We start from the raw sequence: 15,532 nt of genomic DNA on the forward strand, positions 1-15,532 counted from the left end.
GATGACTCAAAAGATAGGCCTTTGATTTTAAAGAATATTTTAAAAAGGCGATTGAATTATTTGCAATTTGGCATTTCCAATTTTGCCAAAAAGCTAGCTGCAATTCGCAAAATGCAAAGAAGGTTTATTTTGCAGTATTGGAAAATTGTTGAATTTATAAGGAGTTAGAGTTTTAGCTCCGTTGGCACGAAGGTTGCGCTGTTTATGGCTATCTTAATTAATAAGAGGCTGAAACATGACACAACAAGCTCCATTTTTTAAAGCCGATGTAATTCAGAAGTGGAAGCAGCACGATTGGGCGCGTTCTTCTCAGCCATATAATGTTTGGTATGCTATTCAGCGGTGTATAGCTGGCCTGTCGTTGCTTCTCTTATCTCCTTTGTTTTTGGTTTTATTTGTTGCCGTGAAACTCAATTCGCGCGGTCCCTTTATATATAAACAGAGTAGGCCTGGGTTTAAGGGCAAGACATTCACAGCCTATAAAATCAGAACCATGAGTGTGGGAGCTGATAAAGATCTGTCTCGTGCAAGGCAGGTTAGCAAAGATGATCCAATGGTCACCGGGATTGGTAAAATTCTGCGTGACTTGAAGATTGATGAATTACCCCAACTCTTTAACGTTCTTAAAGGTGAGATGGCTCTGGTAGGGCCTCGTCCCATTGCGCAGAGCTTACAGGAAGAGCTGGAAGGTAAAATTCCAGGTTTTTCTAGGCGGTTGAATGTACTTCCGGGGCTTACAAGTCTGGGTCAGGTTTGTATTTTTGATAACGCTGGTGCTGAGCATGTTGTAGATGATTGGAGTACAAGGTTTGAAGCTGAACTGGATTATCTTCACAAGCATTCATGGCGCTATGATATTGCGATTATTGGCCTGACATGCCTCTTTATCTTTAAGAAAGTAGCGCGGAAAGTTCCAAAATATGTAAAGCCTCTCGCGCTGTGTATTATTTTTGTTTTTCTTGCAGCTTGCAGCGAGAGATTAGCTACTCGCCCGTTTAATGAAGCAGACACCGCGTACGAAAAAGATATCCGTGCCTACGGAGACCGTATAGACCCCGCGCTTGTTGAAATAGAGCCCGTAGCCATTGATGTAGAAGCTTCTGAATTTGAAGATCCGGTTTACCGCGTTGGTTCGGGGGATGCCCTTAGTATTAATGTTTTTGGTGAAGAGGGGTTGGATGATCTGCTTGTACAGGTAGATGGTGATGGCTTTATTCAACTTCCTTTCCTTGAGACTGTGAACGTAGCAGGGCGGAGCCTTAAAGAAATTCAAACCGTTCTTAAAGCTGGTTTTGCCAAACAATTCCGCAATCCATGGGTTGTGGTGAACATGGCATCCCACAAAAGCCGTCCGGTTTATCTGTTGGGGCAGTTTAATAACCCTGGTGTGATTTACCTTGATGGTCCGACTAACCTTATGCAGGCCGTGAGCTTGGGACGCGGCTTATCGGAAGCTGCATATCTTAGGGGTGCAAGGCTATGGCGTAATGGTGATATTGCAGCCGTGGACTTGAAGGCGCTTCTGATGGAGGGCAAGGCAGAGCACAATATTACGCTGAGGGCGGGTGATACACTCGTTGTACCCAGTGCCCGAGATAATAAAGCCTTCGTAATGGGGGCTGTTGTACGAGCTGGCGCTGTACCATTTTCCAATGAACCAATGACTCTTCTTAAGGCTCTTACACAAGTGGGTGGGCCAGTTAAATCGGCAGCCCTAATGAGCCAGGTTCGCATTATCCGCACACACTCTGCCATTGAAGGGCAGCTTATTCTGGTGAATGCGGATCACATCCTTAAAGGCAAGGTTCCTGATCTTGAGCTTATGCCTGATGACATTGTTTATGTGCCTGATAACTGGATTGAAGGCTGGAACCAGTTTGTGCGCGCTATTGCTCCCACCATCCAACTTGCTGGGGGTGCCTTACAGCCATTCATCCAAGTTAAATTTCTGAAAGGAGACTAATAGTGAAGAATTCTTCCAAAATTCTTATAGCCACTTTGCTTGGGACATTCTTGTCCGGGGCAAGTTTCGCTGGAACGGTCTCTCCAGTGCAGTCAAGCGCAAGGCCTTTTGGCCTTGAACCTATTGGTGATGTGCAGCTGAAGGGATCAGATGCTGCCGCTGCTGATTTTGTCGCTAATGATCTTTCAAACCTGCAGGCGATTGTAAATAATACGCTGACAGAAAGCCAATCTATTGGTGATGTATCATCAATCGCACTTGACCCCTCAGATTTGTTTCTAAGTGAAACATCATCTGTTAGATCGTACTTTATTGGTGAAGGTGCCGGTTACCGGAATAGTCTCGGTGTTTATACTGGCGATAGTTCGGATGGCCTGAATGGCGATGCTTCGCTTATTTTGCCAGATGCTAGCACCAGTGGATATTACAGCTATCTGAACTCGGATTACCGTTCAAGCAGTTACCCCGTTGCACCGGGAGATTTTGTTGACCTTGGCGAATTTGAAGCTGGTACACAACTCAATCTGTTCCTGATAGCAAACGGCGCTTCAGGAGGCACAACAACCTATTTCACCGATATGGCGCTTAATCCGGATGATATTGATCATTTCGTTGTTCTAGCTACTCCTAACAGTCCGTACTTGCTTGTAGGCGTTGAGGACTTACTCGGAGGTGGTGACGAAGACTATAACGATGTGGTTGTAGCGCTTGATGTAGGTACCGTAAATGCCAGTAAGATGATTGCGAATGCAGTACCGCTCCCAGGGCCGGTAGCTGCCCTTCTTGGCCCGCTTTTCTTACTTGGTTTTGCTAAACTTCGTCGCAAGAAAACAACCGATGAGATGGCGGTATGCGCTTGATTTTGAGCAAATATCGTCTTGGTGCTTTAGCTGCAATGGTTGCAGTGGGTTTTTACCTGCTGCTACCACTGCTGGAAGCCAGCCTGAAGACAGATCACTGGGCTATCATAGCTTTATCTATGTTTAGCATTTTATTAATTGCCGCAGGAAAGTCGGACGAAAGAGTTTTCGGGCGTGGATGGCTGTTGCTCTTAAGTGCTCTCGCATTTCTATTGCATATTGCGCTGGATATTCAAAAACTCGTCTATCTATCAGGCATGTTCCTGATCGTGTTCACCATATCAGAGTGCTTTAAACTATCTTTTAAAAAGACTGTTTGGATTACAGTGTGTGGGGTGTTGATGCTTCCAGTTCCTTACGGTTTGGAACAATCTGTGGGGGTGTGGCTTGCTACTATTGAAGCAGAAATGTTTGTTACACTGGCCCAACTTTTGGACCTGCCAGTGTACAGATATGGATCACAGGTGGTTTCTGGTGAAGTAACAGTTACTATCAACACAAATTGCAGCGGTACACTGCTGTTCATCCCTGCATTCCTCGGCTGTTTGGTATGTGCTTCCATTCGGGATATTTCCCTTAAAGGTAAGCTGGGTATCATTGCTTCAGCTTTGCCTATTGCTATTGGGGTGAACCTTCTTCGCTTGTCTGTTTTATTGATTTTGAATTTTCAGGCACCGGAAGATTTAGTGAATACCTTCCATGACTTCCTGGGCTGGTTTATCATGCCAGTTGTTTGGCTTTTGCCTGTTTTAATCTTCCTACCACTTAATGAATTGGTACTGCCAGACATTAGACTATGGTCAGAGCAGACTGCCGCCTTTGCTTTTGCTTTAACTGTATCCAGCGTGAGTTACACGGCTTTAAGCGTAACTGAGAAAACGGATATCGAAGTAATTAGCGAGGTACCAAACTACGTAGCTGGATGGGTTGGTGAGCGGACAGATATTTCAGCTGAAGAACAAAAAATCATCAGTGCTGATTTTCTATCCCGTAAAACATTTTATGCACCGACCAGCGAGAGGCAGTTAATTCTGACCGCCATTTTCCATGAAGACAGCAATAAATCGCAGCAGCATTCGTCAGCCATATGTTTTCGCGCGCTTGGCTGGATTGTGTCTCATGTGGAATTTCAAGATGAAAACATAGATGCCAGTATTGAACATCTGTTGGTGCGCAGCCACGCACAGGTTCAGGCAGTCGCTGAAATTGTGGCTGAAATACCGGGAAAAAAAGGACGATTACGTCTGCAAATTGTGGAAGATCCCAAAATTCCGTTGTCTGCACGTAGGGCAGTTGCTCTGCAATTTCTGGAACAAATTCAATCTCGTTTGGGGAAACAATCATGAAACGTTTGATCGTACTAATATTGTTGATCGCCGGGTTGGCGACTGGCGGATTTTACAGCTTTAAACAACATCAAAGAAGTAAATGTGAAGCCTGGCTCGCTGAGGCTGATCAATTTATGCCACAAGGGTATTATGCTTCTGCTATTGAAGTGTTGACCCTGTATTTCTCCAATAAGAATTGTCGAACCAAAACGGATATTCACGCAATAACGCTTCTTTCTGAAGCACGCCTTCATGTTCCCTTGCCGGATAACGCGCATCTGGCGCAGGAGATTATGCTGAATAAACTTGGATGGAGCCTAAAGCGGGACCCCCGCTACCACTTGCCGCAAGCTGTGGCGTATCTTGGTGGTGAGAAATGGTTAGAGGCACAGAGAAGTGCCAGAAAGGCGGAGGGCCAACAGGCTGCGTTAATCTTACTAGCAGCATCTATTAAATTGGATGATGAAGAAAATATACTTCATGCACTTGAAGAATTACATTCCGTTGAAACCTCGCCACTCGTATGGGCAATTGTGGAAACTTCATTAATATCAGCCGAGGCGGTACAGTTTGACGTTAAAGATATCGTGCCTTCTATCCCCCGTGAATGGCGAACGTTTGCATCCCGTATTTTGGCTCCTTCAGTACCAGATGGTTTCATGTTTTTGGAACAACTGTCTTTAACTCCTTTAGAAGGAGAAGACTTAACAATTGCAACATCCTTACTTCTTTCTGAAGGAAGACCTCTTGACGCGATTGCAGCACTTGAAAACGCTTCGGAAGGTTTAACTGCCGAGCAGGCAAGCCTGTTAGCCAAACTATATTGGCGGATTGGTATGTTTCATAAACTTGTTTACCGGTTTCCTGAGAATATTCTCGATACGGCCCCTTTATTAAACGTGCAGCTATTAAAGTGCCTTGGGGCCTATGCTTTAGAGGCCAAGTGTGAGTTCAAAATGGATACGGCTGACATTCAAAAACGATACGGTAAATATGCTGCATCAGTTTGGGGTGAATTAGCTCAAAATCTCTCTAATGGAAAAATAGAATATGCGCCGACACTGAATGCTTTAGAGCGTGCGGGGGATATTCTGCCTGATATGGGACCAATCTTTCAGCTAAAGAGTAAATTATATCAAGCAATTGGTGAGAATGAGCTTGCACTCATAGCGGAAAAGAATGGAGCCATTCTTTCGGGTAAAGGCCCTGAATGGGCTGTGTTTGAAAATGCTGGCGAGAAAACTGACAATACAGAGATTTGCGAAGGTTTTGTATCTGACGCGAAGATTGATAATCTGGCGCTCATAAGAGCCTGTGTCGAGGAAGCAGATAAAACAACTAACCTTCATGTAGAGGCGATTAAAAACGCCAGTCCTGAAAAAGCGATATTCTGGCGCCTGGTTGAAGCTCGGTATCTTTTGATGTCTGGCGAAAGTGCTCAAGTAGCAAAAGCTATTCAGATTTTGAGGCCTGTTCTTAAATGGGCCCCTAATAACGCGCGTGCTTTCCAGCTTCTATCAGTTGCATACGCTTATTTTGATGATCTCGAAGCCACCTATGCTCATTTAGCAACGGCCGTTAAATTGCGTCCTGAATTTACAGTTGAGGCAACAAGGCTTGCGCTGGGTTTTTATCAAAACGGCAAGGAATTGTCTGGCAAGCAGCTGGCGCACTGGTGGGGGGCTTTTACACATATTGAACTAAATCAATATAACAGGTCTTCGGAAGTAGAACTCCGCAATCTGGTAAGGGATCGGTTGATGCTATTGGCTCAAATAGCGGAGGACAGTAAAGATCATGATCTTGCTCTCGCGGTATATCTAAAACTTCTTGAAATAGAAGAGGTTAATCATATTGCGCTCAATAACCTTGCATACAAATTATATGAAACCCAGGGTGATTTGCAGCATGCGCTAGAACTAGCTGAAAGAGCCGTAAAGCTTGCGCCGAATGTTACTGAATATCAGGCAACACTCTCTGATATTCAGCAAGCAATTGAAGCGCAAGGATCTTAGACAGCTTCTTTTTTCAGCCAGTCTTCTTTTTTACGGTAGATCGTGGAAGGGCTTACACCAAGTGAATCTGCGGCTTTCGGGATACTGCCGCTAAAAGCTTCAATTCGGTCTTCGATGATTTTCTTTTCGAGCTCCGCCAGTGTTGCCAGCGAATTGCCTTCCAGGCTAATTGCCTGAGAAGGTTGCTGCACAGGAATGCTGTTCGGAATTTCCTGAGAAATCGGAGATAGTGAACCAAGCTCTCCTTCAAGCGGTGGGAACATTTCCTGAGTAATCACTTCACCATCGTGAAGCACGGCCATGTTGCGGATTGTATTCTGTAGCTCCCTAACATTTCCAGGCCAGTTGTATGACATAAGTAGTGCTTGTGCACCTGCATCAAACCCTTGGAATTGTTTACCTTCTTCTTCTGAAAACTTAGCCAGAAAACTGGAAGCAATTTCAATCACATCCTGACCACGTGCGTTTAGTGGAGGCAACGCAATCGGTACAACATTAAGGCGGAAATATAGGTCTTCTCTGAACCTGCCGGCACGCACTTCTTCAATCGGATTTCGGTTGGTGGCGCAAATTACCCGCACATCTACATGTTCAGGCTGAGAAGCACCAACAGGGTGAACCATGCTGGTTTGAAGAAAGCGCAGAAGCTTTTTCTGCAAGGTTAAATCAAGCTCACACATTTCATCCAGAAACAGAGTACCACCTTCTGCGGCTCTTGCCGCACCTTCACGGTTTGAAATCGCCCCGGTGAAGGATCCTTTCAGATGACCAAATAGTTCTGATTCCAAAAGATCATGGGGAATAGCAGCGCAATTTACAGGAATAAAAGGCTTTTTCGCGCGAGGTCCAGCTTTGTGAATGGCCTCCGCGCACAGTTCTTTACCTGTGCCCGACGCACCTGTGATAAATACTGTCGCCTTCGATGCAGCCACGTTTTCAATGGTTCTGTAAACACGCTGCATGGAGCTGGAGGAGCCAATGAAATCGTGGAATGAGCCGCTTTGATGTGTTTGGCGAAGTGTATCAATTTGCTCCCGGAGCATTACCCTTTCAAGCGTGTTGTTCACTGTTGTGATCAAACGGCTTTCGCTGAAGGGTTTTACCAGATAATCAAGCGCGCCTAGCTTCATTGCATGCACCGCATTATTCAGCGAGGAATCCGCTGTGATGACAATTGCAGGCGTTTCGTTCGGCGTTCCCTGAATTTCTTCAAGAAAACTAAGCCCGTCACCGTCTGGAAGGTTGAGATCAAGAAGCAGTAGATCATAGTTTTCTTCTTTGATCGCTTCTCTGGCGGCAGCAAGTGTTTCAACGCTCTTTACGCCTAAGCCAGCCAAATTGAGCTGCTTTTCATAGAGAAGAGCCATAGAGAGAACATCTTCGATAAGTAATATCTTGCTTTCGAGGGTCGTCATAAAGCTATCCTCCGCTATCTATATAATTTACCGGTATCTTCAATCATCTGAAGGCCTTTAGGCAAGGTCTCACAAATGGTGCGGCCGGTATTTAATGTTTCTGTTACCAGTTCATTTTTCCAGTGAACTTGTGCCTGTTCGGATAAATGCTGAATACGCGGCAGGCCAAATGTACCGCTTACGCTCTTGAGCTGGTGAGCCATTTTAGCGACATGATCCGGGTCATGATTTTGAAGACCTTCCCGCATACCATCAAGAATTTTGCTCAAATCTTTAAGGCTCTGATCAATCAATAAACCGCAACTTTCCTCATCCAGCGTTTCCAGTAAACTTCCAAGTCTTTCCTGTTCGAAGAAAGGAATAGCGTTCTCTTGGTCTAAATTCTCGGTTATCGGTTCTGCCGTATCGCCGGATAGGTCAAGTGCGTTTTCAATCGCGTAATATAGTTGTTTTCTGTTGAAAGGCTTTGTCACCAGATCAACCATCCCTGCAGATTGGAAATCCTGCCGGTCTTCATCCATGCCGTGGGCAGTTAGCGCATATATTGGAGGTGCGGTTTCTTTGCCCAGCATTTGTATGATACGTTTAGTCGCTTCAATGCCGTCCATGCTTGGCATGGCAATATCCATGAAAATAATATCATACGAGTGCCTGCGCGCGGCCTCTACAGCTTCAATACCATTGTTAGCGATAGTAACCCGGCAACCAAACCGTTCTAGCTCGGTGCGTACGATGATTTGGTTGGTAGGTACATCTTCAGCCACCAGCACACGGGCTCTTCTATTCAGCCTCTCTTTGAAGTTTGTAAGAATGCGTTCTTCGGTTTGAGGTTGGCTCTCAGCGGCGGTGGCCACTTTAAAGTCCGCAGCTAACCAGAAGGTTGCTCCGTTGCCCAATTGGCTCTCTACACCCACTTCACCAGCCATAAGGCGTGCCAGCTGCCTGCAAATAGCCAGGCCAAGACCTGCACCTTCAACGTTTGATCTGCTTTGTGTACGTGTTTGTGAAAATTCTTCAAAGATAATAGCTTGGTCCTCAAGGCTAAGGCCGATACCAAAATCCTGAAGTTGAAACCTTAATTGATTGCTGTCTTCAGACGATGAATTTGCGCATGTTACTGCGAGTACTAGTTTTTCAGTTTCCGAATATTTCAATGCGTTTGAAATATAATTGTTGATAATTTGCCGTATTCTGGCGGGGTCACCCCAATAAGCACCCTTAACCTCATCATCGATACAGATATCCAATGTACAATTTTTTGCTTCCATATGCGGGTGCCAAAAATATTGGATGGAACCAATCAATTCGCGCACGGAAAATACAGATGGTTCAAGCTTCAATGTGCCGGCTTCTGTACGAGCAAAATCAATAACATCATTTAGAAGTGTGTGAAGGGTTTGGCCGCTGGTTTTGGCCATATCCACAAGAGCTGATGATCTACTAGGCAGGTCTTCATCTCCAAGCAGGTCAAGGCTGCCTAATATTCCGCTTAGAGGCGTACGAATTTCGTGGCTGATTGCCGCAACAAACCTGGATTTAAGGGCGCTATGTTCTTCTGCTTTATCTTTTGCGGTCTCTAGTTCTTCTTTTAGGGAGGTGAGCTGTTTTACCTTTTCTTCCAGCTCATTTGCTCTTGTTTCCACTTCTTGCTGGGCCTGACGTTCGGCGATTTTAGCCGCAGCATATGATGCCACTGTTCCTAAAATTTCTAAATCATTCTCATTGAAATGGTGTCTGTCTGGGTGTTCGCAATCAATCACACCAAGAAGGCGGTCACCGTGGATCATCGGTACACAAATTTCAGAACCGCCAGGCATTACATCTGGCACGTATCGAGGGTCGTTTGTTACATCGCTGATAATTTCCGCTTCACCGGAGAGAGCAACATTCCCTGTAATACCTTGCCCTAATGGAATTTCCAGAGGATTGAGTATCTCGTGCCCTTGAGGGTTTTTCTCCGCAATCGCAGCGGTTTGGATAAGGCGCTGAGTACCTTCATTAAACAGATAGAATACACAATCGGTGAAACCCAATTTACCAACAACTTCTTTAGCCACATACCAGCCAAGCTCATCAACGGTTTTAAGTTCGGTAACCGCAATGGCAAATTCATTTAAAATATGAAGCCGCCGCTGGTGTCCTTCATTACTTCGCGACAAGCTTTCATTCAGTTTGTAGAGCTCAAGGCTTTTTGCCTCAAGCAACTTTTCAGCCTCTATACGAGCTTGTTTTTCACGTTCGTAACGAAGTTTATCGATATTTTTTGGCAAGCTGTTCATACAGGTATTTGTATCTCAAAGATTGTATGATTACCATCATGTGTTTGATGCGAGGTTTCACTTATGATTTTGTGCGCGTTTTTGAAATAGGCAAGGCAGGCACTTGTTAAACCGCGGGCAACAGCAGCCAGCGGACGCTGTGATCTATATGTTAATTGGTATTTTCCATCTTTTCCCTCTGTTAGAATAATTTCTGGGGGGCGAGCGTCAGGATATAGCTTCTTTACTTCCACATGAATATGGCTGCCGACCTGATCAAGGAAATCCAAGCCGGAAGTAACACCCTCAAAATATTGAGGAAAGAGCTCAGCGAAACGGTGAAGCAATACTTTGCCAAACTGTTCGGCGATGTCATTCGGGTCTCGCTTTAGATGCTCAGACAGTGCAACATGAATATGGGCAAATTCTTCAAAGCTGTAATTACCGACAGAAGTGTATGAGCCGTTTATTTTATCACGAAGATCAAACAGAATTTTCTCAATATCGGCCTCAGATGTGAGGCTCGCCGCAAAATCCAGGTATTCCGTAAATAAAATGCCCCGCATCATTTTCACCTTTGCAAAATAGAAATTGAAACCTTGTCGGGCTTCCCAAATTGCAACAGACGTGCCAGCAACCATGATAGTGGTTTCGCTTAAAAACCGAGGTAGCACGCCCCTATCTTTGCATATTGCAAAAGCATAATGCGAAAACCTTTCCAAAATGCAAATGTTATAAAAGTTAAGAGATGGGGTTGAAAATGGGTGGGTTAACGTTTTTAACGGCGGCACGGGAAATGTATCCCGTGCCGATGGGGGCTAAATAAACAGTGTGGGTAGTAGTGTAGAGATAAGCAGCATGGCAGCGAATGCGCCGAGCATAAGACTGAGTTCTTCTATGGTGATTAAAGCACCATTTCCAGATTGCTTGGTGGCAATATCAAGATCAGTACTTTTGCGTAGATAAGACATGGCCAGGCCAATTGCGAGTGCGCTAACGCAGCCAATAAAGTTCCACCACAGCCAGAATACTTCTGGCACCATAAGCCAAAGATACATATTGATGCCGACACCCGTGATCAGGCCGAGATTTGCGTCACGTGAACCAATACGTTTGAACATGATTGCCATCATGAACGTTGCCAGGATAGGACCGTAGAAAACAGAACCAATTTTATTGATGGCTTCAATCACTGTATCTGCAATATCACCGCCAAATACTGAGAAAGTTACAATCACAATACCCCAGAAAAACACCATGATACGTGACCATGATACATACTGTTTTTCGCTAAGTTCGCGGCCTGTAAGGCGCGTGAAATCTTCCATGGAAACAGCTGTCAACGAATTCAAAGTAGAACTGAGGGATGACATGGCGGCTGCCATAAGGGCAACCACTAGAATACCAATGATACCATGCGGCAGGTAGTTCACGATAAACAGTGGTACCATCAGGTCTGGCTTATCTTTAGGGATGAGCGAGAGGAATTCTGGTGTTGTTAATGTGAAGGTGCCAAGCACTAGTCCTGTCAGGCAGTAGAGCATTACCATAGGAAAACGCAGAAGGCCGTTCATCAACAGGATTTGGCGAAGTGTTTTTTCACTACTTGCGGAAAGGGAACGCTGCGCCTGTGTCTGGTCGCAGCCATAATAGGAAGCATAGAGAACAATACCGCCAAAGATCATCGGCATCAGGCCCCATTCATCACCATTGAAACCGAAAGAATCCGCGCGGATAACGTCTAAGCGTGATGTGTCTACATTTGCCACAAGTTCATCAATACCGCCCAGATTGTGTAGAGCAAAAGCGCCTACTATGATCACACCAAAGAAGATAAGCCCCATCTGGATGGCATCAGAATAAACAACAGCTTTCATTCCGCCCTGAAGAGAATAGATAATGGTAATAACCCCAATTACGGAAATGGAGGTCCAGAAGCTGATCCCCATCATCCCTTCGAGAATAAGCGCAGTGGCATACACCATAATGCCCGTACCGAAGGAGCGGCTGATCTGGAATACAATACTGATAAGCATGCGCGTGGAAATGCCAAAACGCCCTTCAAGATATTCATAAATGCTCACCACACTGGAACGGTATAAAGGAGGCAGGATAAACATCAGCAGCAGGATCATCGCCAGCGGTACAGCAAATTCGTACGCCAGCCACACCATGCCGCCGCCGTTCTTTAGGCCTACAAAAGCAGGGGCTGAAATGAAGCTTATTGCGGAAAGTTGCGTTGCCATTGTTGAGAGCGTGAGCGGAACAGTGCCCATGCTTCGGCCGCCAAGGAAATAATCCTTTTTGTCGGTGTTCTCTTTGAAGAAATATCCCATCCCCAACAAGGCAATCAGATATCCTGCGATAATCGCATAATCCAAAAAGTTCATTAATCCCTCCCTACGAATTACTTAGTGTATAGGTGACGAAACGAGCCGTCACTCTGCTTCTTTTTTGTGCAGATATTCCGCCATCAGGAGGAAGCTGCTTGCAGTCCATGTAAAGCCCCGGTCACGTAGGCGTTCGCCCGTTAGTGCATGATGGTTTTCTGCAAAATCGAATTCCTTGCACATGCCGCAAAACCGTTTTGCAATATCGGTTGCAAGATCTTCAAACCCGCTTCTTAAAAGTCCGCTGAAGAACAGATAAGTGGAAGGTCCCCAGATAGGACCCCGCCAATAACCATCATCCATGAATTTTGGGCTGTCAGGATGTTCGGTTGCCAAGCCGTAAGGTGTGATAAAGCGTTTGATTTCAGAAACCAGCTTTCCTTTTATGTCCTCTGGTAGGCGATCTCCCAGCAGAATAGGCATGCAGTAGATAAGGCTATCAGAGGTGATAGTTTCACCGCGAACCGCTCCTTTGGCAGTAAATTTTTCGCCGTCCCAAAGCTCTTTGATGAGGTTGGTATACAAAGCGTCTGCGGCTTCTTTCCAGCTTTTGGCTTTTGCTGCAAAGCCATGTTCTTTTGCGAAAGAGGCGAGGGCATCACACTGAACAATCAGGAAGGTGTTTAGGTCAGGGCCAATCACGGGCACTATTTCATCAAACATAGTGGCGTTATCCCAGCCACTGTCATACCCGTGCATATAGTGCGCAAGTTCATTTGCTTCTAGGCGGCGATGATTTAACCAGAAGTTGGTCCAGCTTTCGATGGAGTAAAACAGTTCCAGAGCTTTTGTTTCATCAACTTGACCGCCCATACGGTTTTGCAGCTCTTCCAATGTCCAGCCATGGATTGGCGGCTTGGTATAGTTGAAGATCATATGAGTATCGTTATAGGCATCTGGGTAACAGCCAAATTCATCTTGCTCATCGGCTACCACCAGCATTTGATCCCAGGCTAGGCTGTTAAAAGCCGTACGGTCTGAATTTGAAGCCAGTGCCAGCGCGTTGAAGCAGTGATCCCAGCTCCAGATACGGCACATATAGTTTTTTGACATCAGCATCGTGTCACGCTTTAAAAGGCCATGCGGCTTCACGGTGGCAGACCATGTTATGTAAGCAGCCAGTTTTCTCGCAGCTTCAAGGGCCGGGCTGGCTGGTGGTGTGTTTTCCAGCCATTCGCTAAAATCAGCAGCTACGTCAGATTTACAAATATCGAAGTTGGCGCGGTTTGGTTTGGTCCATACGCTTACAAAAAGGTCAACCGCAATTTCCCAACTTTCGCCGGAAACATTAACCTGTACCTCAAATTCTTTACCTGTCTCAGCTTCTCGTTCTGAGTAGATACCCATATGTCCGGAAAGGCGCTCAATCTGAAACTTTCTGTGGATGGGGAGAATGTTGAATGTGGCTACTGAGCAATCGCCATGATCTGCTTCCAGTGTGTTTACCTCAGCTCGTTCTCTGGGTTTCAGGCTTAATCGGCAGTCCCCAGTTCCTTTAATACGGATAGTATCGGTGCCGTCAAATACCGCTTCAATTGATTGTCCCTTATGTTCCCAAAGGAGCGATGTTGGAGTTGCCACAGGCCTTGATTTTATATCTGGATCTGTAAATTCGGGGATGAGTTCAATGACAGGCTTCGCATCGTGATGGTGGCATTTGATATAGTGGCGATCTAGATCGTATGGTTCAAATTTGGCGATAAGGGGTGTGATTGAAAGCCATGAACCTCTTCTGCTGAAGGATACATCTTCAAGATTGACATGAACATCTGAATGCAAATTGCCGGACATAAACAAACCTTTAACTGGCGCAAGTGCGCGTTCCAAACCCGCTGAGATTTTGAATTTAAGCGGTTTTTCAAATAAATTGGAACCGGTTTCTATCATTGGAACTGGATAATTTCAACGAAAATAATTGTTATGAAAACATTGTATGTCTAATTATTGGTACCGATTTCAATTTTCACTTGCTATAGCTGGTGAGGGGATTTATTTCTTGGTTATGTGTTTTGTTATAAGTGGAGCGGGTGATGTCTGGATTGAGAAGGCGAGAGGAATTAATGCGCGAGATGTTCCGCGCTGCTGTTGCTGCGGTCCATCCGGAAGCATGTTTGCCTCGCTATCTATTGGCAACAGATAATTTCTCTGGTCGAACTATCGTTCTCGCAGCGGGCAAGGCAGCGGCTGCAATGGCTGTTGAGGCGGAGAAAATACTCGGTTCTGTGGAGGGGCTTGCAGTAACGCGTCATCACCATCTTCCTCAGGAGATGCCGAAGCATATCAGGGTGATTGAGGCAGGCCATCCTGTGCCAGATGATGCCAGTGAGAAGGTGGCTGCTGAAATGCTCACGCTTGCTGAAAGTGCGGGCGAGGGTGATCGGGTTATTGTTCTGATGTCAGGCGGGGCATCAGCGCTCTTGTCCGCCCCTGTTGCTGAAATTGATTTTGAAACCAAAAAGGCGGTGAATAAATTCTTGTTGCATTCGGGTGCTGCAATCTCAGAGATGAACTGCGTCAGAAAGCATTTGTCACGTATTAAAGGTGGGCGTTTGGCGAAGGCTGCATACCCCGCAAGCGTTGAAACTTATGCTATTTCTGATGTGCCCGGCGATGTCCTTTCAAATATTGGATCAGGACCAACATGCGGGGATACTTCGACGCTAAAGGAAGCCAGAAATATTCTAAACAAATATGGATGGAATGGTGATACTGGAGTTCTAGCGGCTATTGAGAATGAAGGTAATGAGACACCAGTACCCGAAATATTTATGGACAATAAAGAGCTGATTATAGCTAAAGCCGCTGATGCACTTACTGCAGCAAAGCAGTTAGCAGTAAAGGATGGCCGGCAAATATTGATGCTGGGCGATGATATTGAAGGTATTGCCGGTGATGTGGCGCAGGAACATGCAAAGCTTGTTCGTGAATGTCGCGCTAAAGGTGGGCGATGGGCTATTATCTCTGGTGGTGAAACCACTGTTGAGGTTGGAAACCCAAGCGGAAAAGGCGGTCGGAACCTTGAATATTGTGCGGCACTGGTAGAAGCGCTTGCTGGTATGAAAGGTGTTTCCGGGTTGGCATGCGATACTGACGGTATAGACGGTACTGAAGATGTAGCTGGTGCGGTTTTTGATGAAAATACATTATCCGCATTCGAAGGTGCTGGCGTTTCGGTGGCAGAAGCAAGGGCTACAAATTGTACGTATCAGCTTTTTGAAGCAATTGATGCATTGATTAAAACCGGGCCAACCCTTACCAATGTGAACGATTTTCGCGTCATTCTGATTGATGATGTATAAGTAA

At 45.6% G+C, this 15,532-nt stretch carries 10 protein-coding genes; 5 read left to right on the plus strand and 5 right to left on the minus strand.

Going from position 1 to position 15,532, the window contains the following annotated elements; genetic code table 11:
* Positions 1-235 precede the first annotated feature (235 nt).
* Genes KFE96_RS07670 through KFE96_RS07685 form a run of 4 tightly spaced genes read left to right on the plus strand, consistent with a single transcriptional unit; the run spans position 236 to position 6,166 of the window.
* The gene (locus KFE96_RS07670; RefSeq protein WP_255835398.1) at positions 236-1,963 is read left to right on the plus strand and encodes a sugar transferase; all 1,728 of its coding nucleotides are present in this window, start codon (positions 236-238) and stop codon (positions 1,961-1,963) included.
* A 2-nt stretch (positions 1,964-1,965) separates the two neighbouring features.
* On the plus strand, positions 1,966-2,823 hold the full coding sequence (locus KFE96_RS07675) for a DUF4114 domain-containing protein (RefSeq protein WP_255835399.1): 858 nt from the start codon (positions 1,966-1,968) through the stop codon (positions 2,821-2,823).
* A complete protein-coding gene (locus tag KFE96_RS07680; protein WP_255835400.1) occupies positions 2,814-4,169 on the plus strand; it encodes an archaeosortase/exosortase family protein in 1,356 nt (451 codons plus the stop codon). The genes KFE96_RS07675 and KFE96_RS07680 overlap by 10 nt, the downstream gene beginning before the upstream one ends.
* The gene (locus tag KFE96_RS07685; protein ID WP_255835401.1) at positions 4,166-6,166 is read left to right on the plus strand and encodes a hypothetical protein; all 2,001 of its coding nucleotides are present in this window, start codon (positions 4,166-4,168) and stop codon (positions 6,164-6,166) included. The genes KFE96_RS07680 and KFE96_RS07685 overlap by 4 nt, the downstream gene beginning before the upstream one ends.
* Here the strand turns inward: KFE96_RS07685 and KFE96_RS07690 are convergent.
* The 5 genes from KFE96_RS07690 to KFE96_RS07710 form a co-directional block, all read right to left on the minus strand.
* Positions 6,163-7,581, minus strand: coding sequence for a sigma-54 dependent transcriptional regulator (locus tag KFE96_RS07690; protein ID WP_255835402.1), 1,419 nt, complete (start codon positions 7,579-7,581; stop codon positions 6,163-6,165). The genes KFE96_RS07685 and KFE96_RS07690 overlap by 4 nt on opposite strands.
* A gap of 14 nt (positions 7,582-7,595) precedes the next feature.
* Positions 7,596-9,860 carry a response regulator gene (locus KFE96_RS07695; RefSeq protein ID WP_255835403.1) on the minus strand — a complete coding sequence of 755 codons (2,265 nt, stop codon included), beginning with the start codon at positions 9,858-9,860 and terminating at the stop codon, positions 7,596-7,598.
* A complete protein-coding gene (locus tag KFE96_RS07700) occupies positions 9,857-10,513 on the minus strand; it encodes a heme NO-binding domain-containing protein (protein WP_255835404.1) in 657 nt (218 codons plus the stop codon). Before KFE96_RS07700 ends, KFE96_RS07695 begins: the two co-directional genes overlap by 4 nt.
* Before the next feature lie 144 nt (positions 10,514-10,657).
* A complete protein-coding gene (locus KFE96_RS07705; RefSeq protein ID WP_255835405.1) occupies positions 10,658-12,229 on the minus strand; it encodes a sodium:solute symporter in 1,572 nt (523 codons plus the stop codon).
* A 48-nt stretch (positions 12,230-12,277) separates the two neighbouring features.
* On the minus strand, positions 12,278-14,020 hold the full coding sequence (locus tag KFE96_RS07710) for an amylo-alpha-1,6-glucosidase (RefSeq protein WP_255835406.1): 1,743 nt from the start codon (positions 14,018-14,020) through the stop codon (positions 12,278-12,280).
* Between the two features lie 239 nt (positions 14,021-14,259).
* Here KFE96_RS07710 and KFE96_RS07715 point away from each other — a divergent pair, with 239 nt between their 5' ends.
* On the plus strand, positions 14,260-15,528 hold the full coding sequence (locus KFE96_RS07715; RefSeq protein ID WP_255835407.1) for a glycerate kinase: 1,269 nt from the start codon (positions 14,260-14,262) through the stop codon (positions 15,526-15,528).
* Positions 15,529-15,532: the final 4 nt, after the last annotated feature.

It is taken from the genome of Kordiimonas sp. SCSIO 12603, from assembly GCF_024398035.1.
Classification (GTDB): Bacteria; Pseudomonadota; Alphaproteobacteria; order Sphingomonadales; family Kordiimonadaceae; genus Kordiimonas.

Excerpts from the sequence above, each read along its gene's own strand:
- KFE96_RS07670 (WP_255835398.1), top strand. The coding sequence starts at position 236 with ATGACACAACAAGCTCCATTTTTTAAAGCCGATGTAATTCAGAAGTGG.
- KFE96_RS07680 (WP_255835400.1), top strand. The coding sequence starts at position 2,814 with ATGCGCTTGATTTTGAGCAAATATCGTCTTGGTGCTTTAGCTGCAATG.
- KFE96_RS07685 (WP_255835401.1), top strand. The coding sequence starts at position 4,166 with ATGAAACGTTTGATCGTACTAATATTGTTGATCGCCGGGTTGGCGACT.
- KFE96_RS07690 (WP_255835402.1), bottom strand. The coding sequence starts at position 7,581 with ATGACGACCCTCGAAAGCAAGATATTACTTATCGAAGATGTTCTCTCT.
- KFE96_RS07695 (WP_255835403.1), bottom strand. The coding sequence starts at position 9,860 with ATGAACAGCTTGCCAAAAAATATCGATAAACTTCGTTACGAACGTGAA.
- KFE96_RS07705 (WP_255835405.1), bottom strand. The coding sequence starts at position 12,229 with ATGAACTTTTTGGATTATGCGATTATCGCAGGATATCTGATTGCCTTG.
- KFE96_RS07710 (WP_255835406.1), bottom strand. The coding sequence starts at position 14,020 with ATGTCCGGCAATTTGCATTCAGATGTTCATGTCAATCTTGAAGATGTA.
- KFE96_RS07715 (WP_255835407.1), top strand. The coding sequence starts at position 14,260 with ATGTCTGGATTGAGAAGGCGAGAGGAATTAATGCGCGAGATGTTCCGC.